Source organism: Faecalicatena contorta, from assembly GCF_003149105.1.
GTDB classification, from domain to species: Bacteria; Bacillota; Clostridia; order Lachnospirales; family Lachnospiraceae; genus Muricomes; species Muricomes contortus_C.
The window spans coordinates 1-26,685 of the sequence record NZ_QGDS01000008.1; the positions used below are offsets into that span (position 1 = coordinate 1).

Here is a 26,685-nt window from a genome sequence, read left to right on the forward strand (position 1 = left end):
CATAGCTCCCGCTACGGACTTATTTGTAAATACTGTATAGGCATCTGCTTCTATATTTGGACATGGATATAGCTGAGGAAATGCTCCCATTCCCTTTGCAGCAATACTATGCCCGTGGGAAGCATATGCCCCCTGGTCTGAGAAACATTCCATCTTGCGGGCCGCAAAGCTTCCGTCAGGCCGTACATAAGATATAATGTGGGTGCGAATTGCATGGCGCACCCGGTTTGAAACAAAAGTCTCCTCCCTGGATACATCCAGTTTCACAAGCCTGCCGCCAACTACGGTACTCAAATATGCACAGAGCGGTTCATAGAGAATATCCTGTTTATTCCCAAAGCCGCCTCCGATATAGGGCTTTATCACTCTCACTTCTCCCCATGGGATTCCCAGAGCCTGCCCTACAACCCTCCGGCAGATGTGCGGAATCTGGGTGGAGGATACCACCACAATTCTTCCCTGCTCCATGTAGGAATAGCAGATAAAGTTTTCAATATGACAGTGCTGTACTGTCGGAGTATCATACCAGCCCTCTACTTTAATCAACCCTTCCTCTTTCCGCGCCTCCTCATAATTTCCACTACGGATAGACGTATGCTTCAAAATATTGCCGGGATAGTTCTCATGAATGAGGGGAGCATCTGCCTCCATTGCCTTCTGAGCATCCAGCACAAAAGGAAGTTCTTCATACTCCACTTTAATTGCCCGCACGGCCTGTGCCGCTGCCACTTCATTCTCAGCAACCACAGCCGCCACATCATCTCCGTAAAATTTTACATGGTCTGTCAGCAGCAGACGGTCCGCCACATCCTGGTGCTCCGGATCTGTTGACCACGGATGCCCTGCCGTAGGAAAATAACGCTTAGGAACATCAAAGCATGTCACCACTTTTACTACTCCTGGAATACGCTCTGCTTCTTTTGTATCTATTGATTTCACAATGCCGTGGGCAACCGTCGAGTGCAGGATTTTTGCTGTATAAGAACTTTTATCACATATGTCATCCGTATATTTTGCCCGTCCCGTCACCTTTTCAAAGGCATCCACACGTTTTACACTTTTCCCTATCACATGTTCTTTGTCTTTCATATCTCCGCCTCCGTATCGCGTTTTTAACATTAGAATAATCTTTTGCCTCTCACATATTTGGCAAAGATTTCCCGGTCATCTGAAAAATAAATCATCCTCTCCAGACGCTTTTTCACATCCAGAGGCTGAGGATGTTCCAGCCTTGAATCGTCCAGAATTACTGCATCCAGCTCATATCCCGGTTCAAAACTTCCTACCTTTCCGAAAAATTCACCACCACCCTTGGTGGCCATATAAAATACTTCCTCCACAGTCAAAGGTTTCAATGAGTCATCCATGAGCCTCCAGCGCATCTTTGACGCCTGAATAGCATGTGACATGGCCGCGAAAAGATTCTCTGTAGAACCGCCTGCCACATCACTCCCAATTCCTACATGAAGTCCTTCTTCAAGAAACCGCCTTACCGGAGCAACGCCGGAGGAAAGGTTTATATTAGATTCCGGACAGTGGGCGACGAACACATCATTCTCCTTCATCCTTGTGATTTCCTCCTCAGTGGAATGGACACAATGTGCCATAACCGTAGGACAGTCTGCTCCAAAGAGGCCAAACTTATCGTAGGCGTCCCCATAAAAATCAGACCAGGGGCATAATTCCTTCACCCAGGCAATCTCCCCCGGATTCTCGGATAAATGAGACTGCAGCGGCAAACCATAACGCATCTGCACCATTTTCAGCTTCTCCATCAGCTCATCCGTACAGCTTGGTGTAAAACGGGGAGTCAGAATAGGTCTGGTATGTTTATATTTTTTATGCAGCACATCCTTGATCCATTCTACCGTCTCTGCCGACGATTCCACTGCGGAAGCTTCTCTGAGGTAATCCGGACAGTTTCTGTCCATATTTACCTTACCCACCATGGCGCTGAGTCCGGCTTCCTCCAACATATCCATCAATAAGAGAGTAGCTTTCCTGTGCACCGTGGCAAAAATGCAGGCTCTGGTAGTTGCGCCTTTTTTCATGTTTTCCACAAAAACCTTATATGCCCGGGCGGCATACTCTAAATCCTGGAATTTCGCCTCCTCCGGAAATGTATTTGTCTCCAGCCATTCTAGCAGTTCCATATCCATCCCAAGCCCACGGAAAGAGTACTGGGGTGCATGTACATGCAAATCAACTAACCCTGGTATAATCAGGCGATCCTCATAATCTGTAACCGGAATCCCTCCATACTCAAATGGCAGGGTCTGGTATACTCCCCTTACCTCCCCGTTTTCACACACCAGATACCCGTGTTCACATACCTTCAGTTCGCTGGCACTTTTACTATACACAATGTTACCTTTTAAAATAAAAATAGATTCATACATCGGTGTCCTCCTTCCCGCATCTGTGCGGCACATAAGTACCTGCAGAGATGACCCCACAGATACTTATAGTCAACTATTAAGGTAGTTGGTAGAAACGTCCATCCGATTATGAACCTATATAAGTATTGCTACTTGATATTTAATTATATTCCAATACTAGCATTTTCAACTTTTATTGTCAATATTGTTTAAGATTATTGTGCAATTTTTCTATACCATATCAAGTTGTTTTAATAAACAACTTGATTATATGGATATAAGCGTGTAAAATCAAAAACAACAAAAGGTATTGTTGTTAAATATTTTTTAATAGTTAGAGTTGTCAGCCAAATACAAAGTCAATTAAATTAATATGAACAGAAGACCGAAAATTATATAATTGTTTTAAAATAAAACTATTCCAAATTGTATAGGATTGTATAATAAGTTTAACTTAATATTACTGTTTTCCATTATGTATATACTGGGGATTGGCCCAGAGTCTCTACCAACTGCCGAAAGAGTTGACTACATAAATTTGTCTTAGTGACAGTTTATTGGCAACTTTTTTTTGTTGCCTGAAAACAGAAAAGTTAGCTTTTTATTATACCAAAAATGAATAAGGAGGGTTGAAAGATTCACGTTGTTAAGGGTGGGAAAAGAATAGGGATAATGAAACATATTATGAAATAGCGGAGGATCAAAATGAATAAGGAATCAGAAAGCAAAACAACTTTTTTAGACAATTATTTTGGTATCACAGAGAACAAATCTACTATGAGGACAGAAATACTTGCGGGGTTGACTACATTCATTACCATCGCCTACATATTGATACTGAATCCTCAGATTTTAGCAGACCCCTATATGATTATGGGAGATGCCGTTATGGCAGGGAAAATAGCCAACGGTGTATTTATAGGTACATGTATCGGTGCATTTATCGGAACCATTCTTTGTGCGATATACGCCAAGGTTCCATTTGCGCAGGCACCGGGTATGGGGCTTAATGCATTCTTTGCATACACGGTTGTGTTGGGAATGGGATACACTTATGGACAGGCACTTGTTATCGTATTCTTGTCAGGAGTATTCTTTATTGTTATTACGGCTGTCGGCTTGAGAGAGGCGATTATCCGTTCCATTCCAGATGCTGTAAAAACAGCGATAACACCTGGAATTGGTTTATTTATTACTATCATCGGACTTAAAAATTCCGGTTTGGTTGTCGGAAATTCAGCAACACTGGTCAGCATGGTGGATTTTGCGCAGTGGAGAAACCCAGATGTAGATTTAACTCCAATGATGGGTGCATTAGTAGCGTTAATTGGCTTAATCATCATGGGTGTGCTTCATGCGAAAAAAGTGAAAGGTTCCATCTTAATCGGTATTGTAGCATCAACTATTATAGGGATTCCTTTGGGAGTAACTCATCTATCAAACTTCAGCCTGGACATTGGAACTAAATTTTCAGATTTCGCAGAAGTATCTTTCATGAAGATGGATTTTTCTGGCCTGTTCCAGGGTGGAAATGTGATGAATACAATTTTCACAGTTACTATGCTGGTTATCAGTTTTTCACTTGTAAATATGTTTGATTCTATTGGAACCTTACTGGGAGCGGCAAAACAGTCTGGCATGATAGATGAAAACGGCGAAGTTATCCGTATGAAACAAGCTTTGATGTCAGATGCAATTTCAACAGCAACGGGGGCTATGGTTGGTACTTCCACAGTTACCACAGTTGTAGAATCCAGCGCAGGTATTGCAGAAGGCGGAAGAACAGGTATGACGAGTTTTGTGACAGCGTTATTATTCCTGGGTGCAATTATCTTCGCGCCTATAGTCGGGATAGTTCCGGGAGCAGCTACGGCTCCGGCGCTTATCTTTGTAGGAATTTTAATGTTAAGCAATGTGAAAGATGTGGATTTCAGCGATATGACCAATGCACTTCCTGCATTCTGCACTATCGTGTTCATGCCATTCACTTATTCTATTGCAAATGGTGTTGCACTTGGACTTATCACATTCTGTCTGATGAAGATATGCAGCAAAAAGTTTGAAGAAGTAAAGGTATTAACATTAGTGATATCTATTGTATTTGTTATCAGATATATATTTATGACACTCGGATAGAACTGCATATTTTCAGAACTTTTGCCCTGCTCATTTTTGTGTGTTATACTGTATTTCACAGGAAAGGGTACAGGTTATGAATTATACATATATATTAAAATGTAAGGATGGCAGTCTCTATACAGGATGGACAAATAATTTGGAAAAGAGAATATATGATCACAATGCAGGAAAGGGAGCCAAATATACAAAGGCTCGAAGGCCTGTAGAACTGGCATACTTTGAGGCTTTTCAGACAAAGGAGGAAGCAATGAAAAGAGAATATGCCATCAAACAGATGCCGCGCAGGAAGAAGATGGAGTTGCTGGCTTCCGGCAGAGATGAAATTTTCCATGATGTAAAAAAGGTGCGGTTCCTCTGATAAAGAGGACCGCACCTTTTTGGTGGAAAGCGTACCTTATTGAACATTAGTAGTTCAAGAAGTATGGCTTATTCACACTATTTTAATAGTTTTCAGCTTTTCTTTCAAAATATGCACGAGGATGAGCGCATACAGGACATACTTGTGGAGCTTCATTTCCCTCATGTATATATCCGCAGTTTCCACATTTCCATCCAAGAGGAGCCTCGTCTTTGAATGTCTGCCCTGCACGGAAATGTTCCAGAATCTTCTGGTAGCGTTTTTCGTGAGCATTCTCTACGAGAGCTACACCCCGGAATTTAGCAGCCAGTTCGTTAAAGCCTTCTTCTTCAGCTTCTTTTGCCATACGGGCATACATATCTGTCCATTCATAGTTCTCGCCTGCAGCAGCATCTACCAGATTAGCATCCACATCACCGATTCCGTGGAATTCTTTGAACCACATTTTTGCGTGCTCTTTTTCCTGATTAGCTGTTTCTAAGAAGATATTGGAAATTTGCTCATAACCGGCTTTCTTGGCAGCAGAAGCATAGTATGTATACTTATTGCGTGCCTGTGATTCACCTGAAAATGCTTCCATAAGGTTCTTTTCTGTTTTTGTTCCTGCGTACTTAGACATAGTAAATCCTCCTTATTTTTATATTATTGCTATTATAACATTATGCTCTTTTTGAATCAATGAAAACGGGTTGATTATCCAAAGTATCTCTTTAACAGACCTTCGAAAGCTTTTCCGTGACGAGCTTCATCTCTTGCCATCTCATGTACAGTATCATGAATTGCATCCAGGTTAGCTTCTTTTGCGCGTTTTGCCAAGTCAAATTTTCCTGCTGTAGCGCCGTTCTCTGCATCTACTCTCATTTCCAGGTTTTTCTTTGTGCTGTCTGTTACAACTTCACCTAATAACTCTGCAAATTTAGCAGCATGCTCCGCTTCCTCGAAAGCAGCTTTTTCCCAGTACAGTCCGATTTCAGGATATCCTTCTCTGTGAGCTACTCTTGACATTGCAAGATACATACCTACTTCTGAACATTCTCCTTCGAAGTTAGCTCTTAAATCAGCCAGTATATCTTCGCTTACGCCCTGAGCTACGCCTACAACGTGCTCTGCAGCCCATGTTCTTTCGCCTGTCTGCTCTTTAAATTTCTCTGCTGGTGCTTTACAAATTGGACATTCTGCCGGTGCGGCATCTCCTTCGTGAACATAACCACATACTGTACATACAAATTTTTTCATAGTTAATTCTCCTTTTTAATATTTTTATTATTTCCGGGGCACTTGCTGCCTGCCGGTATTTTATTTTTAATACAGGAAGTATTGTGTACTTCCTGTATTAATTACAGAAGTTATTTCTGCGGACATTTTTTATCCTTTTATTATGACTTTGGAGTGCAGCTGCCACATTTGCCGTAAAAAATAGTGGTGCTGGATTCTATAATTCCGTCAAAGTTTTCTGCGGCTGTCGCATTGACCTCTTCTATCTTCTTCATATCAAGATCTAAATCTATAATCTTTCCACAGCCAGTGCAGAAAAAGTGATTGTGCGGCTCCACATTTCCATCAAACCTGTCACCGCCGTCCTGAGCAGGAATTTTAACTACTTCTCCAATATCTGTCAGCAAGTTTAAATTTCTGTACACGGTTCCGAGGCTTATGTTGGGAAACTCTTCCTTCACGTGCAGGTAAACTGTGTCCGCAGTAGGATGTTCCCTGGTCGTCATCAGATACTTTTTAATAGACTCACGCTGCCGGCTATATTTTAAAGTTGCCAATGTGGACCTCCTTTCAAATTATAAATTAATAATAGTAATTGTTACTGCATTTAGAATGATAATATATATCACAAGAAATGTCAACAGTATTTAGAAAAAAATTAAAAAATCTTGTGCTCTGCATACTTTTAAGTAGAAAAAGAAATTAAATGGAAAATAAATCCCTGGAAAATAAAATAATTATAAACATATGTAATAGAAGGAATAGAGTGCGTAAAATGTTACAAAATAATTAATAAATAGATAAAGAAATTATATTAAAGAGGAAGAATATTATAAGCCGTGTCGAAGTGTGTAGATTGAAATCACGATAAAATAGGTTGACATGAGGATATATGGTTGATATAATAGCATCGTAACAAATTTAACAATTATGTAATATTTAGAACTTCCTACAAAAGATGAAGAAACTTATAAGGAGGTTTTATATGAAAACAGTACGTGTAAAGCAGAAATTGATTCTTTCTGCTTTAGCAGGAACGATTATGATTTCGGGGAGTGCAATGACGGTAAAGGCGGCAGATGATTCTTCTGGAAATGTCCCGGTTATACCGGTTGCAGGAATCGAATCGGTACTAAAAGAATGTTACCAGGTAGACGTAAAGGATAATATTGATTTATATCTGGTACAAAACAATGAGGGTGAGTATTTGAATATGGCATTTTCTAATGTGAGTGATTATGCTTACATTAGAAGTGCCCCGGATGAAGCAAGCAGCTGGATTGGAAAGATTTACAATGATTCGGCAGCCGAGGTGCTTGAATATAATGGAGACTGGACAAAAATAAAATCTGGTTCTGTAGAAGGTTACGTGCCTGCAAACAGCCTTTTTACAGGAAAGGCAGCCGAGGAACATGCAGGAGAATACGAACAGGACCAGGCTAAGGTAACAGTCGGAGTGTTAAATGTCAGAGACGGGCAGGGAACTTCTGCAAATGTACTGACACAGGTTATGGCAGATCAGCAGTATGAAGTAACCGGCGAAGCAGTAGATGGATGGTATCCTATAGATGTAGGGGGAACATCCGGCTGGGTGTACGGAGAATATGTAGATGTCCAAAAACAGTATTCATATGCTGAATCCAAAGAAGAAGAGGAAAAGCGTATAGCAGAAGAGGAAGCTGCTATAGCTGCCGAGGAAGCCAGAAAACACGAGGAAGCCCAGGAAGCGGTTGTAATACAGACCCAGGCATCCAGCGGACAGGCTGTTATTGATTATGCCTGTCAGTTTATCGGAAATCCTTATGTATGGGGAGGCACAAGCCTGACAAATGGAGCAGATTGTTCAGGGTTTGTACAGTCAGTGTATGCACACTTTGGAATTGCTCTGCCGCGTACCACATGGGATATGGAGCACGTGGGAGTTCCGGTAGGGTATGAGGAGGCTATCCCAGGAGATATCGTATTGTACGATGGTCATGTAGGATTATATATGGGAGACGGTAATATCGTCAACGCCATGAATGAGGCAGATGGAATTGGAATTTGCAGCGCAACTTATACACCTATCACTACAATTAGAAGAGTATTATAACCTTATAAAAGGTATTCCCGCTTCTTGATAAAGCGGATTCCGAGTATCCGCTTTGATCTACAGGGAATTAGAAAAGAAAACTGCACTTCAAAAGCATCCTGATTTGAAGTGTAGTTTTTTATTAGACATTTTACAGATTCCTATAATAAAAAATCGAATTTTGGTGTGATTATGAAAAGGATGGCATGTACAAAATGCACAAAAATGTAAAACAGTGTCGAAAGTCGAATTAAGGGAGTTTTCAACTTATCCACATTTAAAACCCCAAAAAGCGTGGAAAAACCCAGTTTTTAAAAAAGTTATTCACATTATCCACATAAAAACATGTGTTTTTGGTGGATTACTTTTGTAAAAAAAAGAACGGACGTTTTGTTAAGTTATGATGAAATTAGTTTTTTGTCGAAAAAAAACAGTAAAAAGATTGACTTTTGAGAAGTCAAAAAGTGAAAATAATTGTGCGAACAATTCAGAAAATTACGATGAAGTGTCCCGATTTTTAAAAATGAATTTACATTTTAAACGGTTGATTATTTAAAAAATTGGGATTATAATAGAAAACAGTTTATAATAAAGGAGGAATAGAAATGGCACAGGTTTCTAAAGATACAACTATTGGTGAATTATTGGTAACATATCCTGATGCAGCACCTATCTTAATGGAAATTGGCATGCACTGTCTTGGCTGTCCATCTTCTCAGGTAGAAACTCTGGAAGAGGCCGCTATGGTACATGGTATTGATGCGGATTTGCTTCTTGAGAAAATTAACGCTTCTATGAAAGCTGCTGGTATGTAATCTTATGAGGGAATAATAAGGCGGGTTCTAAGTATCTGCATTTCCATGTTTGGAGTTTTCCATAAAAAATACCCCGCAGGTATGACCTGCCGGGTATTTTTTTGTATAAGAGGAACTCTCCGGAATCCCTTCTATATTGTTGCTAATTTTTGGACCGCATCTGCGGATATCATAATATCGCAGTGCTCTTCCAGAAATGCCAGTGTGGCACCGGAAGCCTTTTCAAGAGAACCATACTCAGAAAGCATGTTACATATCTTGTTAAATTCATTATTCGGGTGGTCTGACTGGGTCAGGGCCAATATATATAATGAATTCTCCACATCATGATAGAGCGTATTAGAACCGTGATATACAGGCTGAAGAAGATGGGCAACCTGGATTACCCGGTCCATATTGTCGAAAGAAAACAGCCGTACATTAAATGGTGCCGGTGCATCCAAGACAGTAGAGGCATTATCGGTTCCCGATGCAGCTTCTTTCACTTTGTTCAGCAGATTAAGAAATTCTTCCGCCCCTTCCAATTTCTCCAGAGATTCAACCGTGTTGGAATCAACCTCACCAAGGGGTGTGAATTTGGAGAATCTTGTATCTAATTCCTCCGGGTCCTCTACCTTTGTAATAATTAAAACAATAGAGTCCGCAGAAGCAGGAATTGCTTCTATCATCAAAGGGATGTCTTCTGCTTCAAAGCCAAAGTCAAAAGATGCCTGCTGCATCATGTCTCTGAAAAGAGACTTGGCTTTCTCGGTGCCGTACGCCAGCTCGCTGAGCTTTAAGTGCCGTGCTGCAAGATCGGCGTGTGTAAGGGTACAGCGAATCTGATTGTCGTTCAGTTTTTCGATTTTCATATAATCACATCCTTAAGAATTGTAATATCAAAAAAATATATATCTTCTCACTATTAGTATAAACAAAAACAAAAAATATGTAAAGAGAAACAATAAAAGAGTTTATAATACTTTCATCTTATCAACAAATGTGGATGGATTATAAACAAAAAACACATTGAAAAGAATGAATGAGCTCCCTATAATTGCAGTTACAGAAGATAGTATTCCAGGATAAGTAAATATATATACAAAAGGAGGGATATTGATTACTTAATTTTTCGTCAAATATAGAGGAAATTCTATCTAAATAAATTTTCAGGAAATTCATATGTCCGTTTCAGGGACAAAATCATCAAAAATTCTTAAAGAGAAGAAACCTGCGGATTCGTACTATCTTCTATACTGCAGCTATCCGGCGGTACGTCACGGGACTTCCGAGAGGTTGAATATACAGGCAGTTGTTTTATATTTATCAGAATCTGCGGAGAAAGGAGTGTACCATGGAAATTGATGAAACAGCGTACAGATACAGAGATTTATATACGGAACTGGAGAATTATGAAAGGAATGGTGTGTGCATGCATATAAACGGCAGCAAAGCAAGTCCGCTGCAGATTGTGACAGCACATATGATTCGCGAGGATGGATGTTATATGCGGGATTATATTCTGAATACGGAGGGATACATAGAATCACTTGCTTTTGTAAATATTAATGGCAATAATTAGGCGAGGAATTCCCCTCAGTTCGCCGGACAACCGACATCATGGGCATGGCTGCTGAATTCATGGCTTTTCGCGAGGTTATTTTTTGTAAGTATTATACTACTAATGTTGAAAAAGGTATGATATAATAGGGTCTACATAGGAGGTGCGGCATGGACGAAAGAGAAAAAAGGGCTGAATATGCCAGAAAGGCAATGCAGCAGAATGCACAGAGAAGACGCCCAGGCGGCAGTGACCAGAGACCAGGAAGTTCCAGGCCGGGAGGCGCAGGGCCGGGCGGCCAAAGACCAAGAAGAAAGAGCAGCCGGGCAAGGAGAAGAAAGCGCAATCTGATGATAAGAATGGTTCTTCTTGTTCTTCTGATTATTATAGCGGCAGGCGGATTATTATTTTGGAAAAAATACGGCTCATCAAAAGAGAAAGCTGATTTGAAACAATATTATGGCATACAGGATAATGATGACCTTGCGGTAGTAGTAAATAATCAGATTATAGGGGCTTTGGAAGAAAGTTTTGCGGGCGGCAAGTTGTTTGATGGTATACCTTATATAGAATATTCCGTAGTACGTGACTACATTAACGAAAGATTCTATTGGGATTCCAATGAGAATGTCCTGTTGTATACCCTGCCAGGCGGCAGTGTTTCCGTGAATGTCGGCAGCAAAGAATATACAGATATAAAAGATAAAAAGAGTGAAGATTATGTCATTCTGAAGACAGAAGGAAAAACCGCATACATCGCACTCGCATTCATAAAACAATATACGGACATGGAATATTCCACCTATGAAGATCCGGTATATAAGGCTGTGATTGATTGCGACTGGAGTGAAAAAGATGTATCTACATTTAAGAGAGACACCCAGGTCAGATACCAGGGAGGCGTAAAAAGCCCTATTCTGACAGAGGTAGAAAAGTCACAGAAGGTATGGGTACTGGAAGACGAAGATGACTGGATGAAGGTTCGTACCAGTGATGGATTTATCGGTTATGTAAAGACAAGTTCTTTAAGGAAAACAGCGAAGGAAGTCATTACCAGAGATTTTCAGGGGCCTGAGTATACCAACATATCAGTGGATTACACCATCAATATGGCATGGCATAATGTAGAAAATGACACAGCCAACAGTTACATCCTTGAGATGATTGCGAACACAAAGGGCCTTACGACGATAGCCCCCACGTGGTTCAGTATTTCGGATACGGACGGTAATATTTCATCCCTTGCTAATTCCGGATATGTGAACTATGCACACCAGTCCAACATCGATGTATGGGCGACGCTGAGAGATTTCCATGGAGGAATTAATTCTTACAATGAAACTTATGACGTATTAAGTCACACATCAAAGCGGGAGAACCTGATTAATCAAGTCATTGCGTCGGCACTTCAGACTGGCATTGACGGAATTAACCTGGACTTTGAGTTGGTTTCCCCGGAATGTGGAGAACATTTTATACAATTTGTGCGTGAGCTGTCTGTAAAGTGCAGACAGAACGAACTTGTATTCACAATTGATAATTATGTCCCGATGCCGTATAACGAACAATATAATTTGGCGGAGCAGGGGAAAATTGCTGATTATGTAATTATTATGGGATATGATGAGCACACCGACGGTTCCTATGAAGCAGGTTCAGTTGCATCTTATGATTACGTAAAGAACGGAATTGAAGATGCATTAAAAGTTGTTCCCAATACAAAACTTGTCAATGCAATTCCATTTTATACCAGGCTGTGGCTGGAGACTCCTAAGACGGAGGAAGAGTTGGCAGCAGAAGCCGGCACCGAGGCGGCGGACTATCCCCACAAGGTGACAGGTACGGCAGTAGGTATGGATGAGGCAGAAGAGCTTCTTAATACAGCGGGAGTTCAGGCTGAGTGGGATGATAAGGCAAGACAGAATTATGCTCAGTGGGAAACTGACGGAGGAACTTATAAGATATGGCTTGAAGACAGTAAATCTATAGAAGAAAAGCTAATACTGATTAAGGATAATGAGCTTGCAGGAGTCGCTGAATGGAGACTCGGCTGGGAGAATTCAGGTATATGGGATCTTATCCTTCAATATGTAAACTAGAATAGTGAAAGAAACACCCCTTTTCTGCATATATATAGGAAGAATATGTACTTATTGAACTACTAACGTTCAATAAGATATACCTATTGAGCTGCGAATGTTCAGTGAGGTATGAGAAAGGGGTGTTTTTTTGCGCCGTAAATTAGGAATACTAGGACTGCTGGTGCTGCTGGTATGTGCCGTAATAGGAAGCCAGAAGGCTGGAGAATATCTGCATCAGAATTACCTGGACCGTGAGACAAAAGAAACTGCGGCTGCAGCCGGAGGGAAGGAAAAGCAGGTTGTGGTAGTTGACGCAGGACATGGAGGTTTTGATTCAGGAAAGGTAGGTGTGAACCAGGCCTTGGAAAAGGATCTGAATCTCCAGATAGCAAATAAGGTAAAAACGATGTTGGAAAAACAGGGAATTAAAGTTATTATGACCCGCAAAGATGAAAACAGCCTTGCAAGTTCAAAAGTGGAAGATATGAAAACAAGAGTTTCTATTATCAATCAGGAGAAGCCGTCGCTGGCGGTGAGTATACATCAAAACAGCTATACTCAGGAAAGTATACATGGTGCTCAGGTATTCTATTTCACACATTCCAAAGAAGGGGAGAAGTCGGCGAAGGTTATGCAGGAAGCTCTGCTTGCGGCAGACCCGGAAAATACAAGGCAGGCAAAAGCAAATGATACATATTATATGCTGAAAAAAACAAATTCACCAGTGATTATTGTAGAATGTGGATTTTTAAGCAATAGAGCCGAAGCAGATAAGCTTACTACTGAAGAGTATCAAAATGCCCTTACCGAGGCAATCTGTAAAGGTGTTCAAGATTATTTGTCACAGTAAATAAAGGTGTCAATAAAATACGGAACTCTATTTTTTACAAAGAGAGTTTTTTTTTAAGATAAATGATGGTATAATGGAGCCTATGAAAACAATAATAAAAAAGGTAGATAAGAATCAGATAGATGAAGCGATTATCCAGGAAGCTGGAGATATATTAAAAAAGGGCGGCCTTGTTGCATTTCCAACGGAAACGGTCTATGGACTGGGAGCGAATGCCTTGGATGAGGAGGCGGCAAAGAAGACTTATGCGGCAAAAGGGCGTCCGTCGGATAACCCCCTGATAGTGCATATTGCGGATGTGCAGGCTCTGGATGACATAGCAGTCAATATACCTCCTGAGGTAGAAGACTTGTCATTTCATTTCTGGCCGGGTCCTCTGACGCTTATTTTTGAAAAAAGTCAGATTGTTCCTTATGGAACGACAGGGGGACTGGAGACCGTAGCCGTACGTATGCCCAGTGACCCAATTGCAAGAGAGCTTATATTGGCTGCGGGAGGGTACGTCTCCGCTCCCAGCGCCAATACATCTGGAAGGCCAAGCCCTACAACTGCGCAGCATGTAGAGGAAGATATGAGCGGAAAGATTGATATGATACTGGACGGCGGGAGTGTTGAAATAGGACTGGAATCAACGATTCTTGATATGACGGTCACTCCGCCTATGATATTGCGTCCGGGAGCGGTCACGGCTGACATGCTGGAAGATGTCATTGGACCTGTCAGCGTGGATGAGACAATTTTGGGAAATGAAAGTAAACAGCCTCCAAAAGCCCCGGGTATGAAATACCGGCATTATGCACCGAAAGCCAGGCTGATGATTGTTGAGGGCACCCTGCGGGAAGAGGTGCTGGCAATACGGCAGTTATCATATGCTGCCCATCGGGAGGGGAGGGCAGTGGGTATCATTGCTACGAATGAGACGATACCTTATTATACTCATGGAGTTATAAAGAACATTGGAACCCGGGATAATGAAAAGACAATTGCAAGAAATCTTTATTCAGTGCTTAGGGAGTTTGATGATGAGGATGTGGAAAATATATATAGTGAGTCTTTTGCAGCCCAGGGAATCGGCAATGCAATCATGAACCGTCTTGAGAAAGCCGCGGGGTATCAGAGGATTCCCGCGTCTATCATTGTGAGACAGCAAAAATACCGGCGGATTGTTTTTCTGAGTAATACAGACACAAGCAGAGGGCCAATGGCGGCGGAGCTTTTGAGGAATCAGGATTTGGAGCAGGAGTATGTTATAGATTCCCGCGGGCTTGTGGTGCTCTTTCCTGAACCTGTGAATCAGAAAGCGGAGGCGATTATGAAATCCGGCCAGATGAGTCTGGAAGGACATTCTTCTATTGCATTTTCAGAGGAAGATCTGCATGAGGATACTCTGGTTCTTACAATGGATGAAAGTCAAAAGTGGAAAATTGTTTCCGAATATGATAATATAAAAAATGTTTATACTTTAAATGAGTTTACAGAAGATAATATCAAAATACCAAATCCATATGGACAACCATTGACAGCATATGGGGAATGCTATGAAATAATGTCAATGTTAATAAAAAAATTAACAAGTAAACTTAATTCGTTTACTAGAGGAGGAAAATGATGTCAGAAGTACACATTATGGATCACCCGTTGATTCAGCACAAAATCAGTTACATCCGAAACGAGGAGGTAGGAACAAAGGAATTCCGCGAAGTTGTGGGAGAGATTGCAGGCCTGATGTGCTTTGAGGCAACCCGGGATTTGAAATTACAGGATGTAAAGATTAAGACACCAATTTGTGAGACAATCGGAAAAGAGCTGACAGGAAAAAAACTGGCTGTAGTGCCTATTTTAAGGGCCGGACTGGGAATGGTAGATGGAATGCTGTCACTGATACCCGCAGCAAAGGTGGGACATATTGGACTTTACCGTGATCCGGAAACATTTGATCCGGTAGAATATTACTGTAAGCTTCCCGCAGACTGCGAAGAAAGAGAAGTCTTTGTTGTGGATCCAATGCTGGCAACAGGTGGTTCCAGTTCCGCTGCAATACAGATGCTGAAAGATAAAGGTGTAAAAAGAATCCGTTTTCTGTGTATTATAGCAGCGCCCGAAGGTGTGGAGAGGATGCAGAAAGAGCATCCCGATGTTGACCTTTATATAGGTGCACTTGATGCTTACCTTAATGATCATAAATATATTGTTCCGGGCCTTGGTGATGCAGGGGACCGTATTTTTGGAACAAAATAAAAGCAAAGGAGTGGATGGACATGTCAAATAAAAGAGAAGATTATCTATCCTGGGATGAGTATTTTATGGGAGTCGCCATGCTGTCCGGTATGCGTTCAAAAGACCCGAATACCCAGGTGGGCTGCTGTATAGTTAGTCAGGATAACAAAATATTATCCATGGGATATAATGGTTTTCCGATTGGTTGTTCAGATGATGAATTTCCCTGGGAGAGAGAGGGAGAGAATCCACTGAATACCAAGTATGTATATTCCACCCACAGTGAATTGAATGCAATCCTGAACTATAACGGGGGAAGCCTGACAGGGGCAAAATTATATGTGTCTCTGTTCCCTTGTAATGAGTGTGCAAAGGCAATTATTCAGGCAGGAATTAAAGAAGTCATATTTGAGTGTGATAAATATGCGGATACAACCGCTGTTCTGGCATCCAAAAGGATGATGGATGCGGCAGGTGTCAGGTATTATCAGTACCACAGGACAAACCGGGAGATACGAATACAATTGTAATCTTTATATTTATATAAGACCTGTACTTATTGGACATTAGTAGTTCATAAGTACAGGTCTTCTCTTTTGGAATATTTCCGAACCAATACGAATAATATATCATATATGCAGGTTGGGAGGAAATGTGACAATGGAAAATAAATTGGCATCGGCTGCAATTAATTTTATCATCCGTGCAATTCTTGGAATGGGGTTAATTTATTTTATCAATCATTATTTGCTTCCGGGAGGCAGCACATTGAATGTAGGGTTGAATACGGTATCCTTTTTGACAACGGGAAGCCTTGGAATTCCAGGGGTTTGCCTTCTTTATGGTATTTTATTTTATCAAAGTTTGTAAGGTTTTTACAAAAAACTACAAATTTAAAAATGGGTATGGACATTTAAAGAGAGTATGTTTATAATACGATTCACACAGTAGTTATTCGGACTGCTGTTTCATTTAGGCACTGATTCCATGTGCCGGACGTATCTGAGGTTGGGCGGTTAGGATTAGTCTGACCATCATTCTTGAATCATGCTGCAGGTTCGCAGCAATATTTTCAAACTTTTTATTTTATAAGTGAATAGGAGGGATAGATTGCATCCAAAGAATTTTGTGATTTGTGATGTGGAGCAGGAATACGCCAGAAATCTTATAAAAGCTATAGGAGCACGGAAAAATCTGGGGTTTCAAATGCATTTGTTTCAGGACCTGGAGCAGCTTGAGGAATTTTCAAAACAAAAGAATATTCATATCATTCTGCTGGGAGAAGATTATCCGGTACAGGAGAGGCAGCAAATTAAGGCGGATAAGCGTTACATACTTGTGAAGGGAGATGACAAAGAGCTGCTGCCTGAAGAGAAAGGAATATACAAGTATCAGTCTTCCGACATGATTTTAACCCACATCCTTGAAGAAACAATGAACGGGGATGAACTGATAAGAAGAAACAAAAATATTACAGGAGGACAACTAATAGGGGTTTATTCTCCTATTCACAGGATAGGTAAGACACAGTTTGCCATGGAACTGGCGAAGGACCTGACGAAAAATGGGGCGGTATTGTATCTGAATCTGGAGGAGTATTCCGGGTGCAGTTATTATTTTCCTGAGAATGAAGGTTATAATCTGGGTGACCTTTTATACTATATCCGTCAGGAGAAAGGAAATCTTGGGCTGAGGATTAGTGCAATGGCCGGACGAATCGGTGAGATGGATTATATTTCACCAATACCTGTCATACAGGATTTGAGAGCAGTAAAAGAGAAAGAATGGATAAAGCTATTTGAACAGATTTTTGCAAACTGTATCTACAAGACAGTTATCCTTGACTTAGGAGATGGGGTGGATGGATTGTATCAAATACTGAGAATGTGCTATACGGTCTATACACTTTATATTGACGATGCTGTTTCCCAGGCAAAACTTAAGCAGTATGTGGGGAATCTGAGACAGACAGGGTATGAAGATGTACTGGAGCATACTATACAGAAAAAGGTTGAAATAAGGGCAGGTGAGGGCACATAAACAGACTGGAAGAAATGTATGACAAAGTTCTGGAGCAGATAGATATGGGGCATGAAATGGAAGATGATGAGCTGCTGGAACTGATACATATGGTACTTCAAGAGGCAGGCGAAGAAAAGTATCTGCCTCTTGAGGAAAAGATACGGCTGAGTAAAGAATTATTTAATGCATTCAGAAAGCTGGATATTTTGCAGGATCTAATTGAAGATGAAGATGTTACGGAAATCATGATCAACGGAACAGATAATATATTTCTGGAAAAAGGCGGGCGGGTCTATCAATCAGATAAGCAGTTTCTTTCTATAGGCAAGCTGGAGGATGTGATACAGCAGATTGTGGCTGGAACAAACCGGTATGTCAATGAGGCATCACCAATTGTAGATGCCAGGCTGGAAGACGGCTCCCGGGTGAATGTGGTACTTAAACCTGTTGCCCTAAACGGTCCTATCATGACAATTCGGAAATTTCCAAATGAAAAGGTCACGATGGAGCAATTGATTTCATGGGGAAGCATCAGCCATGAAGCGGCAGAATTTTTAAAGATGTTAGTTGGTGCCAAATATAATATTTTTGTCAGCGGAGGAACGGGGGCAGGGAAGACTACATTTTTGAATGCTTTATCAGATTATATTCCGAAGGATGAAAGACTGATAACCATTGAAGACAATGCTGAGCTCCAGATAAGAGGTGTGCTGAACCTGGTCAGGCTTGAGACAAGAAATGCAAATCTTGAGGGAGAGGGTGCTGTGTCTATACGGGATTTGATAAAGTCAGCTTTGCGGATGCGTCCTGATAGAATTGTGGTTGGGGAGGTGCGGGGCGAGGAAACCGTAGATATGATATCTTCGGCTATGCTCAATGGACATAGTGGCTCTATGTCCACGGGACATGCAAACCATCCCACGGACATGCTGCACAGGCTTGAGACTATGATGATGATGGGAATAGATATGCCTTTAGCAGCAATTCAAAGACAGGTTGCATCTGCAATTGATATCATTATTCATCTTGGAAGGCTTCGGGATAAAAGCAGGAAAGTGCTGGAGATATCAGAGGTTCTGGGGTATGAAAATGGTACGATACAAATTCAGACATTATATGAATATAGAGAGGAGGGGATGGAAAATGGGAAAATTCAGGGTAATCTTGTGAAGGTGGAAGAACTTGTTCATAAAGAAAAGCTGCTGGCAGCAGGATATACGGACTGAGGAGTATGTGTTGGCGGCTGTAAAAGGTACGGTTTTGACAGGAACAGCAGGATATCTGTTTTATGATACATGGATAGTAATTCTGCTTGTTTTGCCCTCACTTTATTTTTACCTGCAGGCATGGCAGGAGGAACAGTGCCGGAAAAAGGAGGAAGAATTCCGAGAGCAGTTTAAAGAGGTAATAAAGGCAATGGCAGCGGCGCTGAACGTAGGTTATTCTGTGGAAAACGCAGTACGTGAGGCGGCAAAGGATATGAAAGTTCTTTTTAAGAAAGATGCCAGGATACGGAAGGAATTTGCAGCGATGATTCACCAGCTTGATATGAATCAGACAGTGGAACAGGTTATGACTGGATTTGCAGACAGAGTCAGCCAGAAAGATGTCCATAACTTTGTAACTGTGTTTACAGCAGCTAAACGAGCGGGAGGTGACAGCATTGCAATTATCAGAAATGCTGTCAAAGACATCAGCGAAAAGATTGAAGTTGAAAAGGAAATACAGACATTGCTGTCTGCCAAAAAGCTGGAGTTTAAGATCATGTGTGTGATACCTTTTGCAATCTTATTGTATATGAGGCTGGCCTTCCCCGAATTTATGTCTGTGCTGTATGGAAACCTGCTGGGTGCGGTTATGATGACCGGGTGCCTTTGTGTATACGCGGCGGCTTACCGTATAGGGAAAAAGCTGGTAGAAATTGAGGTATGAGTATGAATAAAAGAAGTTCCGTATATAGAAGAATGGGCATGGTATTTTTAGGGGTAAGTGCAGTATCTATACTGTTATTCCTTGCAGATAATCATCATGTGCCGGGAAAAAATGGAGAAGGAAAGTATGTTTTGGAACGGGGAGGGTACGGTCTGGGAAGCCGGAAGGTAGATTTGGAAGTCCGCCTGGGTAAGGAGAAGGAGACTTTGACAGTGGAGGTTGGGGAACAGCAGTATAGTAAAAAGGAACTTCCTGAAATTTTTCAGGATGCTGCAAAACAGTTAGAAGAGCTAATCCTGGGAGAAAACACCGGATTGGATGAAATCAGACACGACCTGAATTTGGTAAACAAGATCCCGGATTCGGATATTGCTGTCACCTGGGAGATAGATAATTATGAAGTTATAAATCTCATGGGTGAGCTGCAGCCGGAAGGTTTGAAGGAGGAGGGGACAAGCGTAGGGCTTCATGCGCTGCTTTCATATGGGGAACAGGAAGCGGTACATTCATTTTATGTTAACATCTACCCCCCAAAGCTGAATACAAGGGAAAAAGCATTTCAAAAGTTGAACCGACAGATCAAGAAAAACGAAGAGGAAACCAGGGAAGAAGCATATCTTACACTTCCCGACCAATTGGACGGGAGACCTGCCGTCTGGAGGTATACCGGAAACTCCCGTGCTTTAGGACTGTTTGTATTAGGAATTGTGGCTTCCGGTTCCATCTATGCATTAGAACGGCAGAAGGAAAAGCAAAGGATAGAGGACAGGCAGAAACAACTGGCGGCTGATTATCCTCAGCTTGTCAGTCAGTTTACACTATTTCTTGGTGCAGGTATGGCGGTACGTAAAGCGTGGTTCAAAATGGTGCAGGATTATGAAAACCAAAGAAGCCAAAAAGATATACGTGTTGCATATGAAGAAATGGTATATACCATGCATGAAATGCAGGGCGGCATTTCTGAAGGAGAATGTTATGAGAGATTTGGAGTCAGGTGCTCACTGCCTTCTTACCGGAAATTTGGTGCTCTTTTATCTCAAAACCTCCGAAAGGGGACAAAAGGAATGAGCGATTTACTTAGGCGTGAAGCTCTGGACGCATTTGAGGAGAGGAAAAAACAGGCACGCAGGTTAGGGGAAGAGGCGGGCACAAAGTTGCTGGGACCTATGTTTATGATGCTGGCAGTAGTATTGCTTATAATTGTTGTCCCAGCGTTTTTAACTATACAGATTTAGGCATAAGCCAAAAGGAGGAAATATATGAAGAGTCTTAGAAATAAAATAAGGCAAAAATGGATTTTTATCAGGAATTTATTGGAGGATGACGCAGGGCTTTCTGTTGTTGAAATGATTTTAATTCTGGTCGTAATTATTGCCCTTATCTTAATATTCAAAACACAGCTAATCAGCTTAGTAAACTCCATTTTTGAAAAAATTACCAGTGAAAGTGCAGGCATTTAAATTGGCAAAAGGCGAAGTCACAGCATTTTTGAGCCTTATCTTTGTTCTCCTCATTTCATTTATTACCGCAATGCTGGAAAGTACGGTGATACAGGTATCAAAGAATCAAAAACGCCTTGATGTGGACAATGCAATATTTTCTATATTCGGGGAATATCAAAAGGAACTGCTGGAAGAATATGAAATTCTGGCAATTGACGGCAATTATGGGACAGGTTCCTTTCAGGAACAAAACCTGCTGGATCATATGCGCTATTATGGAACTGCCGGCATTGAACATGATATTCAGGGAATCCAATATTTATCTGATAATAAGGGAAGTGCTTTTCGGGAACAGGTATTGGAATATATGGAACAGGCATACGGGATCTCTATTATCCGTGAATTGGCTGGTAAAACGGGTGTTTGGAAGGAACAGGAGATGCAGGGGGAAGAAGCAAATCAAGAAAATGAGAAAGTGAATATGGAGTTGGAAGAGTTCGTGGAAGAAAGTGAGATTATGCTGCCGGAGGAAGAGAATCCTCTCCATCATATAGAAGAACTGAAGCAATCCGGTATTTTGAAGCTTGTACTTCCTAAAGAATTTCAGGTATCAGCAAGGGGAATTGTTCCGGAGGAACAAGTGAGCAGCAGAAATTTAAGAGGTGGACGGGGGAGTTTTTATATCAGGCAGAACATAAATGGTATAGAAGATCGTTTACTGTTCCATGAGTATCTTCTAAAGAAATTTGGCAATGCAGCGGAGAGTAAAGGCGAGAACAGAAGTCTATCGTATGAATTGGAATATCTGATAGGTGGAAGCAGCTCAGATGTAGAAAATCTGGAAGCTGTAGTAAAAAAACTGCTCGCAGTCCGGTTTGGAATCAATTACTTGTATTTGCAGTCTGATTCTGTCAAGCAGGCAGAAGCAGAAGCAATGGCATTAAGCTTATCTGTCCTTGCAGGTTTACCAGCAGTATCGGGATTTATCAAGCAAGCTTTGCTGGCGGCCTGGGCTTTTGGCGAGAGTGTGGTGGACTTGCGGGTGCTTCTGTCAGGCAAAAAAGCGGCACTGATAAAAAACAATGAAAACTGGCAGTTGTCACTTTCCGCTCTCATAACACTGGGAACCGGGGAGGATATGCAGGAAGGAATGGACGCAGAAGGTGGACTTACCTATAAAGACTATTTAAGGATTCTTCTATTTCTAGAAAATGAAGGTGAATTAACTATGAAAGCATTGGACAGGGTGGAACAGAATATGAGGAGTGAAAAAGAGGCTGAGAACTTTTGTGTGGACTCATGTGTAGTAAAACTGAAATTACAAAATAAAGCAGAAATACGTAAAGGGCTTACTTATCAATTCCCCGTATACTTTGGATATGAATAAAAGAATGGCTTTTGAATCCCATGCAGATGCCCTTTCTCCAAAACCCTGCCAGGCATCCCTTCTGGCAGGAACATCCCAACATATAAAAAATATTAAGAAAGGAAAAACTGCGATGTCACAATCAAATAAACACCCATCCAAGTCAAATCAAGAAAGGGCATCTGCATGGAGTTCAAAAGCAAGTGTAACAGTAGAAGCGGCGCTGGTTATTCCTATTTTTCTGTTTGCAGTTCTGAGTTTAGTCTACCTGCTGGAAATACAGTCTATACGGACTAGTATACGTCAGGGAGTGCAAAGCGCGGCAAAGACTGCCGCGGAGGAGGCAATAATACTTCCTGTAGTAAATGTCATTAAGCTAAAGCATGACATTATTGATTCTGTAGGCGCCGACAGAATTGAAAGAAGTATATTGGCAGGAGGAAGCTCGGGGATTAGCTGTCTTAAGACACATATGTCCGTGTTAAGCGGAGAGATTTATGTTGTTGTGGAATATAAGGTACGCCTGCCTTTTCCAAAGTTCACCAATCTAACTGCAAAATTTCGGGAAGAGATGAAGGTAAAGGCATGGACAGGATATTCCAAAAGAGATGGAGGCCAGGAAGACAGCCAAATTGTATATATTACAGATACGGCACTGGTCTACCATGAAGATTATCAATGTACTTATTTACAATTGTCCATTAAGTTTGTCCCCTATGCTGAACTTTCCGGACTCCGCAATGAAGATGGGGGCAGATATTATAAATGCGGGAAATGTGTACATGGGAATACCTTTGCAGGTGTATATATCACGAATACAGGAGGAAAGTACCACAATTCGTTAAATTGCAGTGGATTAAAACGGACCATTTATGCCGTGAGAAAATCTGAAGTTGGTATAAGAGGAGGATGCAGCAGATGTTCAAAATAGAAAGTAAAGTGTCACGAATGCCTGAGATGAGTATGAGAGAAGGACAAAAGGAATATTTGAGACAAGTATAAGAGGAGGTTATAAAGAATGTCTGAAGTGAGCCAGATAGGATATGCTGTATATTTGTGCGTATTATCGATTATAGATATATGGCTGCAAAGAGTACCGTTATGGCTGTTGGCGGCAGGAGGGGCAGGAGCAGTTATGGTACGGGCATGCCAAACGGAAGTACCACTCGTTTTAGTGCTGGCAGGAGCAGGGGCTGGGGCAATATTTCTGGTAATCAGCAGAATAACCCGGGAAGCGTTTGGATATGGAGACAGTTTGTTGATTGTAATAATGGGAATCTTTTTGGGGCTGTGGAATCTTCTGGGGGTATTGCTGGGCGCGTTTTTATTCTCCTCTGCCTTTGCAGTCATATTTCTGATATATAAAGGACTAGACAGAAAAGCAGGATATCCCTTTGTTCCATTTTTACTGATATCCTATTCAATTTGGCTGTGGTTTGGAGGATTTTAATTCGTTGAGGATATCAAACAAATATAGAACATTAAACAAAACTAGAAAATTAAAAGCAAGTATTACAATAGAGATGGCTTATATAATGCCAATAGTGGTTTTAATGCTTTTATTAACCATATATACAATATTCTATTATCATGATAAAAATATTCTGATTGGAGCAGCAGGTGAAACGGCAGTGTTAGGAGCGCAGATAGAAAGGCAGAAAGGAGAGAACAAAGCGGACCTGCATAATTTTTATAGAGAACGGGTAGAGGGGAAGCTAACCCTGCTTCATTTGACTGAGGTTGAGATTACAGAGGGAAAGAAGTGGATTGAGATTACGGCCTGGGCGGGAAAAAAACAGATGCGTGTTTCTGTAAGGCAAAAAGCAGTAGTCCCTGAACCGGAGAAAAAAATCAGAAAGAAAAGGCAGTTAGAATCACTATTGGAACAGGAGAAGTAGAAAATGAAAGCAGGATATGAAAAAGAACTAAACAGGGTATGCCTACATATTGATTTACCCCGTTTATATGAGGAAGACTATCAGATACATATGCTGAGAGAAAACAAAATCTCGGGTTTACTGGAAATAACAGGGTGTGGAATAAATGGAAAAAGCAGATATAGCTATGTGGTGACGGGAATGGTATCAATGAAAGCAATGTTTGAGACTTCTGCAATCAAAAAGGAGGACATGCTGGCTTTTGTAAATCGTCTGATAGAGGTTGTGAAGCTGCTCTCCCATTATATGCTGAATCCGGATGGCCTTCTGCTGTACCCGGAGTTTGTGTTTTCAGGAGAAAACAACTGGTTTTTCTGTTATCTGCCCGGAAGAAAAAAAACGTTATGTGAAGCATTTCATGTTATGACGGAATACTTTGTTAAGAGGTTGGATTATGAAGAAACTGAAGGAATTTTGCTGGCATATGAACTTCATAAAGCAACTTTGCAGGAAAATTATGACCTGGAAAAGATAATGAGTGAATATAGAATGCATGAGGAAAAGAGGAATAACAACAATGCCGGAAAAACAAATGAAGGAGGAGAAACTCTGCAGGAGGATAATATATTTTCGGTTGATGAGGAAGAATATGAACAGGCAGGAGATGTAGAGACTATCCGCGAAATGGGAGGCTGGCTAAGCTCCTGGAAAAAGACTGCCGTTAGATTAAAAAAGAAACGGTGGGGCAACTGGAAGGATTTAATCTTGGAAACAGATGGACACGAGACCGAGAAACCCTTATAATATAAACTAATTGGACCGTTAACGTTCAAATAAGATGTATTTCTTGAACTACTGGTGTTCAAGAGGGTATACTTATTGAACTGCTAATGTACAATAAGGTATACTTCTTGAATTGCTAATGTTCAAGAAGATATAAAATATGAAAAGGGGTATTGGTTTGAACCAGGAAAAAAAGGCAGTATGTACTACAACATTGATTGTGATAAATATCGCCGTATTTTTAATCCTTACTTTTTTGGGAGATACGGAAGATACTGTGTTTATGTTGAATCATGGTGCAGTATACGGACCGTATATATCAGAAGGGCACCAATACTACAGGCTGTTTACCAGTTTGTTCCTTCACTTTGGAATTGAACATTTATTGAATAACATGGTGCTTCTGGGAGCTCTGGGATGGAACCTGGAACTTGAAACCGGAAGAATTAAATTTTTGCTTATTTACTTTATAGCCGGCCTGGGAGGGAATCTGTTCTCATTTTGGATGAATGACAGAACAGATACTGTGGTTGTATCAGCCGGAGCTTCCGGGGCAATTTTTGGACTTATGGGGGCGCTTTTGTGGGTAGTTATCAAGAATCATGGGAGAGTCGGACGTTTGACAAACCGGAGAATTTTATTCATGGTAGCCTTGAGCCTCTATTTTGGATTTACAAGCTCAGGGGTAGATAATGCTGCCCATATAGGGGGACTTGTCTGTGGGTTTATAGCGGCAGTTATTTTATATCACAGAAAATACCATGTACCTATATCGGCAGTTTAAGATTAAGTACTAGATTCGCTTCTATACTGGCAGTTTAATTGTAAATGTAGAACCTTCGTCCATCCTTGAATCTACAGAAATGGAGCCGCTGTGCGATTCAATAATTTTTTTGGACAAGGACAATCCAAGCCCTGTACCGCCGTCTTTATAGGTTTTAAATGGTTCAAAGATATAATCAATAATTTCATCAGAAATACCACATCCGCTATCTTTACATTGAATAGTCAGAGAATCTTTATTGCGGCTGGCCGAAAGGTGGATACAGCCTTCATTTGCAATGGATTCCTTGGCATTACGCAGCAAGTTTAAAAGGACTTGTTCCAGTTTTATTTTATCACCCGTATAATCGCCAAGATCAGAGGGGATGGACGAGGTGAATTCTATATCGGAATCTTCGCCGTCTAAAGAAATTGCAAATGAGATTGCAATATTTTTAAGAAGCCGTTCGATGGAGAATACGGAGTAGTGCAGAACATTTCCATTATTAAATGAGGATAGTTCATTAAGCAGTTGGCATATGAATTCAACATCTTCAATGGTTTGTTTCCAATGAGGGAACTCTTTTACTTGGGGATTCTGGGCTTCCATGACCTGTAAGGATGAGGAAACCAGGGTTAGTGGATTTCGTATTTCGTGTGCAATTGTCGACACTATTTCATGGTGGTTGTCCAATAATTGGTTAATCATTTGTTTTGCATCTGGGTTTTCTTTCATAAGTGTATTCATCTTATTAATGTCTACATTATGTAACATTATATTACCTCCTTTTGTATTATTCATTATGTAGTCTAGCACGATGGCCAGTTCTATTCAAT

General features: G+C 41.0%; 29 protein-coding genes and 2 riboswitches. Of the genes, 22 read left to right on the forward strand and 7 right to left on the reverse strand.

All coding sequences use genetic code 11. The features are described 5' to 3' along the window. Together A8805_RS13440 and A8805_RS13445 are read right to left on the reverse strand one after the other, a co-directional pair. Positions 1–1,089 (reverse strand): molybdopterin cofactor-binding domain-containing protein (locus tag A8805_RS13440; RefSeq protein ID WP_146199448.1); only part of this gene is annotated, 1,089 nt, incomplete at its 3' end. Between the two features lie 29 nt (positions 1,090–1,118). Beyond that, positions 1,119–2,399, reverse strand: a complete 1,281-nt coding sequence (locus A8805_RS13445; protein ID WP_109711982.1) for an amidohydrolase family protein — start codon at positions 2,397–2,399, stop codon at positions 1,119–1,121. Between the two features lie 46 nt (positions 2,400–2,445). Then, a riboswitch (purine riboswitch) is annotated at positions 2,446–2,541 on the reverse strand. Positions 2,542–2,833: 292 nt separating this feature from the next. Further along, a riboswitch (purine riboswitch) is annotated at positions 2,834–2,929 on the forward strand. Between the two features lie 226 nt (positions 2,930–3,155). Here A8805_RS13445 and A8805_RS13450 point away from each other — a divergent pair. Both A8805_RS13450 and A8805_RS13455 read left to right on the forward strand, forming a co-directional pair. Then, on the forward strand, positions 3,156–4,514 hold the full coding sequence (locus A8805_RS13450; RefSeq protein ID WP_420319473.1) for an NCS2 family permease: 1,359 nt from the start codon (positions 3,156–3,158) through the stop codon (positions 4,512–4,514). A gap of 76 nt (positions 4,515–4,590) precedes the next feature. Then, positions 4,591–4,875, forward strand: a complete 285-nt coding sequence (locus tag A8805_RS13455; RefSeq protein WP_109711986.1) for a GIY-YIG nuclease family protein — start codon at positions 4,591–4,593, stop codon at positions 4,873–4,875. Positions 4,876–4,957: 82 nt separating this feature from the next. Here A8805_RS13455 and rbr read toward each other — a convergent pair whose 3' ends face one another. The 3 genes from rbr to A8805_RS13470 form a co-directional block, all read right to left on the reverse strand. Then, a complete protein-coding gene (gene rbr, locus A8805_RS13460; RefSeq protein WP_109711988.1) occupies positions 4,958–5,494 on the reverse strand; it encodes a rubrerythrin in 537 nt (178 codons plus the stop codon). Positions 5,495–5,568: 74 nt separating this feature from the next. Continuing rightward, a complete protein-coding gene (locus A8805_RS13465) occupies positions 5,569–6,111 on the reverse strand; it encodes an NADH peroxidase (RefSeq protein ID WP_109711990.1) in 543 nt (180 codons plus the stop codon). Positions 6,112–6,251: 140 nt separating this feature from the next. Further along, on the reverse strand, positions 6,252–6,647 hold the full coding sequence (locus tag A8805_RS13470) for a Fur family transcriptional regulator (RefSeq protein ID WP_109711992.1): 396 nt from the start codon (positions 6,645–6,647) through the stop codon (positions 6,252–6,254). Between the two features lie 428 nt (positions 6,648–7,075). Here A8805_RS13470 and A8805_RS13475 point away from each other — a divergent pair, with 428 nt between their 5' ends. After that, a complete protein-coding gene (locus A8805_RS13475; protein WP_109711994.1) occupies positions 7,076–8,182 on the forward strand; it encodes an SH3 domain-containing protein in 1,107 nt (368 codons plus the stop codon). A gap of 584 nt (positions 8,183–8,766) precedes the next feature. After that, positions 8,767–8,976, forward strand: coding sequence for a DUF1858 domain-containing protein (locus tag A8805_RS13480; protein ID WP_109711996.1), 210 nt, complete (start codon positions 8,767–8,769; stop codon positions 8,974–8,976). Positions 8,977–9,107: 131 nt separating this feature from the next. Here the strand turns inward: A8805_RS13480 and A8805_RS13485 are convergent, their stop codons facing one another. Further along, the gene (locus tag A8805_RS13485) at positions 9,108–9,827 is read right to left on the reverse strand and encodes an adaptor protein MecA (RefSeq protein ID WP_109711998.1); all 720 of its coding nucleotides are present in this window, start codon (positions 9,825–9,827) and stop codon (positions 9,108–9,110) included. A gap of 482 nt (positions 9,828–10,309) precedes the next feature. Here A8805_RS13485 and A8805_RS13495 point away from each other — a divergent pair, with 482 nt between their 5' ends. From A8805_RS13495 to A8805_RS13580, 18 genes are all read left to right on the forward strand, one after another. Continuing rightward, positions 10,310–10,537, forward strand: a complete 228-nt coding sequence (locus A8805_RS13495; RefSeq protein ID WP_109712002.1) for a hypothetical protein — start codon at positions 10,310–10,312, stop codon at positions 10,535–10,537. Positions 10,538–10,686: 149 nt separating this feature from the next. Then, the gene (locus A8805_RS13500; RefSeq protein WP_109712004.1) at positions 10,687–12,615 is read left to right on the forward strand and encodes a glycosyl hydrolase family 18 protein; all 1,929 of its coding nucleotides are present in this window, start codon (positions 10,687–10,689) and stop codon (positions 12,613–12,615) included. Positions 12,616–12,745: 130 nt separating this feature from the next. Beyond that, the gene (locus tag A8805_RS13505) at positions 12,746–13,447 is read left to right on the forward strand and encodes an N-acetylmuramoyl-L-alanine amidase family protein (RefSeq protein ID WP_109712006.1); all 702 of its coding nucleotides are present in this window, start codon (positions 12,746–12,748) and stop codon (positions 13,445–13,447) included. A gap of 82 nt (positions 13,448–13,529) precedes the next feature. Beyond that, positions 13,530–15,056, forward strand: coding sequence for an L-threonylcarbamoyladenylate synthase (locus A8805_RS13510; RefSeq protein ID WP_109712298.1), 1,527 nt, complete (start codon positions 13,530–13,532; stop codon positions 15,054–15,056). Beyond that, complete coding sequence (gene upp, locus A8805_RS13515; RefSeq protein ID WP_109712008.1) at positions 15,056–15,685, forward strand: uracil phosphoribosyltransferase; 630 nt, start codon at positions 15,056–15,058, stop codon at positions 15,683–15,685. The genes A8805_RS13510 and upp overlap by 1 nt, the downstream gene beginning before the upstream one ends. A gap of 20 nt (positions 15,686–15,705) precedes the next feature. After that, the gene (locus A8805_RS13520) at positions 15,706–16,194 is read left to right on the forward strand and encodes a deoxycytidylate deaminase (protein ID WP_109712010.1); all 489 of its coding nucleotides are present in this window, start codon (positions 15,706–15,708) and stop codon (positions 16,192–16,194) included. A gap of 130 nt (positions 16,195–16,324) precedes the next feature. Continuing rightward, a complete protein-coding gene (locus A8805_RS13525; protein ID WP_109712012.1) occupies positions 16,325–16,534 on the forward strand; it encodes a pro-sigmaK processing inhibitor BofA family protein in 210 nt (69 codons plus the stop codon). Positions 16,535–16,774: 240 nt separating this feature from the next. Then, positions 16,775–17,704 (forward strand): hypothetical protein, encoded by a 930-nt coding sequence (locus tag A8805_RS13530; RefSeq protein WP_109712014.1) that lies wholly within the window; start codon positions 16,775–16,777, stop codon positions 17,702–17,704. A gap of 14 nt (positions 17,705–17,718) precedes the next feature. Next, positions 17,719–18,912, forward strand: coding sequence for a CpaF family protein (locus A8805_RS13535; RefSeq protein ID WP_242992392.1), 1,194 nt, complete (start codon positions 17,719–17,721; stop codon positions 18,910–18,912). After that, on the forward strand, positions 18,869–19,618 hold the full coding sequence (locus tag A8805_RS13540) for a type II secretion system F family protein (RefSeq protein ID WP_242992395.1): 750 nt from the start codon (positions 18,869–18,871) through the stop codon (positions 19,616–19,618). Before A8805_RS13535 ends, A8805_RS13540 begins: the two co-directional genes overlap by 44 nt. Positions 19,619–19,620: 2 nt before the next feature. After that, complete coding sequence (locus A8805_RS13545; RefSeq protein ID WP_109712018.1) at positions 19,621–20,853, forward strand: secretion protein F; 1,233 nt, start codon at positions 19,621–19,623, stop codon at positions 20,851–20,853. A gap of 24 nt (positions 20,854–20,877) precedes the next feature. After that, positions 20,878–21,078 carry a Flp1 family type IVb pilin gene (locus tag A8805_RS13550; protein WP_109712020.1) on the forward strand — a complete coding sequence of 67 codons (201 nt, stop codon included), beginning with the start codon at positions 20,878–20,880 and terminating at the stop codon, positions 21,076–21,078. After that, positions 21,044–22,447, forward strand: coding sequence for a DUF5702 domain-containing protein (locus A8805_RS13555; RefSeq protein WP_109712022.1), 1,404 nt, complete (start codon positions 21,044–21,046; stop codon positions 22,445–22,447). The genes A8805_RS13550 and A8805_RS13555 overlap by 35 nt, the downstream gene beginning before the upstream one ends. Next, positions 22,440–23,357 (forward strand): TadE family protein, encoded by a 918-nt coding sequence (locus A8805_RS13560; protein WP_330405947.1) that lies wholly within the window; start codon positions 22,440–22,442, stop codon positions 23,355–23,357. The genes A8805_RS13555 and A8805_RS13560 overlap by 8 nt, the downstream gene beginning before the upstream one ends. 87 nt (positions 23,358–23,444) lie before the next feature. Continuing rightward, positions 23,445–23,876, forward strand: coding sequence for a prepilin peptidase (locus A8805_RS13565; protein ID WP_109712024.1), 432 nt, complete (start codon positions 23,445–23,447; stop codon positions 23,874–23,876). A gap of 4 nt (positions 23,877–23,880) precedes the next feature. Next, positions 23,881–24,324, forward strand: a complete 444-nt coding sequence (locus tag A8805_RS13570; RefSeq protein ID WP_109712026.1) for a TadE family protein — start codon at positions 23,881–23,883, stop codon at positions 24,322–24,324. Between the two features lie 3 nt (positions 24,325–24,327). Beyond that, positions 24,328–25,107: a DUF6382 domain-containing protein gene (locus A8805_RS13575; RefSeq protein WP_109712028.1), complete on the forward strand. Its 780-nt coding sequence runs from the start codon at positions 24,328–24,330 to the stop codon at positions 25,105–25,107. Between the two features lie 139 nt (positions 25,108–25,246). Then, positions 25,247–25,870 carry a rhomboid family intramembrane serine protease gene (locus tag A8805_RS13580; RefSeq protein WP_330405948.1) on the forward strand — a complete coding sequence of 208 codons (624 nt, stop codon included), beginning with the start codon at positions 25,247–25,249 and terminating at the stop codon, positions 25,868–25,870. 21 nt (positions 25,871–25,891) lie between these two features. On the opposite strand, the gene A8805_RS13585 is transcribed toward A8805_RS13580, so the two are convergent. Next, positions 25,892–26,623, reverse strand: coding sequence for a sensor histidine kinase (locus A8805_RS13585; protein ID WP_109712030.1), 732 nt, complete (start codon positions 26,621–26,623; stop codon positions 25,892–25,894). Positions 26,624–26,685: the final 62 nt, after the last annotated feature.

Excerpts from the sequence above, each read along its gene's own strand:
- A8805_RS13465 (WP_109711990.1), bottom strand. The coding sequence starts at position 6,111 with ATGAAAAAATTTGTATGTACAGTATGTGGTTATGTTCACGAAGGAGAT.
- A8805_RS13445 (WP_109711982.1), bottom strand. The coding sequence starts at position 2,399 with ATGTATGAATCTATTTTTATTTTAAAAGGTAACATTGTGTATAGTAAA.
- A8805_RS13450 (WP_420319473.1), top strand. The coding sequence starts at position 3,156 with ATGAGGACAGAAATACTTGCGGGGTTGACTACATTCATTACCATCGCC.
- A8805_RS13500 (WP_109712004.1), top strand. The coding sequence starts at position 10,687 with ATGGACGAAAGAGAAAAAAGGGCTGAATATGCCAGAAAGGCAATGCAG.
- A8805_RS13550 (WP_109712020.1), top strand. The coding sequence starts at position 20,878 with ATGAAGAGTCTTAGAAATAAAATAAGGCAAAAATGGATTTTTATCAGG.
- A8805_RS13565 (WP_109712024.1), top strand. The coding sequence starts at position 23,445 with ATGTCTGAAGTGAGCCAGATAGGATATGCTGTATATTTGTGCGTATTA.
- A8805_RS13535 (WP_242992392.1), top strand. The coding sequence starts at position 17,719 with ATGTATGACAAAGTTCTGGAGCAGATAGATATGGGGCATGAAATGGAA.
- A8805_RS13455 (WP_109711986.1), top strand. The coding sequence starts at position 4,591 with ATGAATTATACATATATATTAAAATGTAAGGATGGCAGTCTCTATACA.
- A8805_RS13480 (WP_109711996.1), top strand. The coding sequence starts at position 8,767 with ATGGCACAGGTTTCTAAAGATACAACTATTGGTGAATTATTGGTAACA.
- A8805_RS13585 (WP_109712030.1), bottom strand. The coding sequence starts at position 26,623 with ATGTTACATAATGTAGACATTAATAAGATGAATACACTTATGAAAGAA.
- A8805_RS13545 (WP_109712018.1), top strand. The coding sequence starts at position 19,621 with ATGAATAAAAGAAGTTCCGTATATAGAAGAATGGGCATGGTATTTTTA.
- A8805_RS13495 (WP_109712002.1), top strand. The coding sequence starts at position 10,310 with ATGGAAATTGATGAAACAGCGTACAGATACAGAGATTTATATACGGAA.
- A8805_RS13560 (WP_330405947.1), top strand. The coding sequence starts at position 22,440 with ATGAATAAAAGAATGGCTTTTGAATCCCATGCAGATGCCCTTTCTCCA.
- A8805_RS13510 (WP_109712298.1), top strand. The coding sequence starts at position 13,530 with ATGAAAACAATAATAAAAAAGGTAGATAAGAATCAGATAGATGAAGCG.
- A8805_RS13575 (WP_109712028.1), top strand. The coding sequence starts at position 24,328 with ATGAAAGCAGGATATGAAAAAGAACTAAACAGGGTATGCCTACATATT.
- upp (WP_109712008.1), top strand. The coding sequence starts at position 15,056 with ATGTCAGAAGTACACATTATGGATCACCCGTTGATTCAGCACAAAATC.
- A8805_RS13475 (WP_109711994.1), top strand. The coding sequence starts at position 7,076 with ATGAAAACAGTACGTGTAAAGCAGAAATTGATTCTTTCTGCTTTAGCA.
- A8805_RS13485 (WP_109711998.1), bottom strand. The coding sequence starts at position 9,827 with ATGAAAATCGAAAAACTGAACGACAATCAGATTCGCTGTACCCTTACA.
- A8805_RS13520 (WP_109712010.1), top strand. The coding sequence starts at position 15,706 with ATGTCAAATAAAAGAGAAGATTATCTATCCTGGGATGAGTATTTTATG.
- A8805_RS13580 (WP_330405948.1), top strand. The coding sequence starts at position 25,247 with ATGAAAAGGGGTATTGGTTTGAACCAGGAAAAAAAGGCAGTATGTACT.
- A8805_RS13525 (WP_109712012.1), top strand. The coding sequence starts at position 16,325 with ATGGAAAATAAATTGGCATCGGCTGCAATTAATTTTATCATCCGTGCA.
- rbr (WP_109711988.1), bottom strand. The coding sequence starts at position 5,494 with ATGTCTAAGTACGCAGGAACAAAAACAGAAAAGAACCTTATGGAAGCA.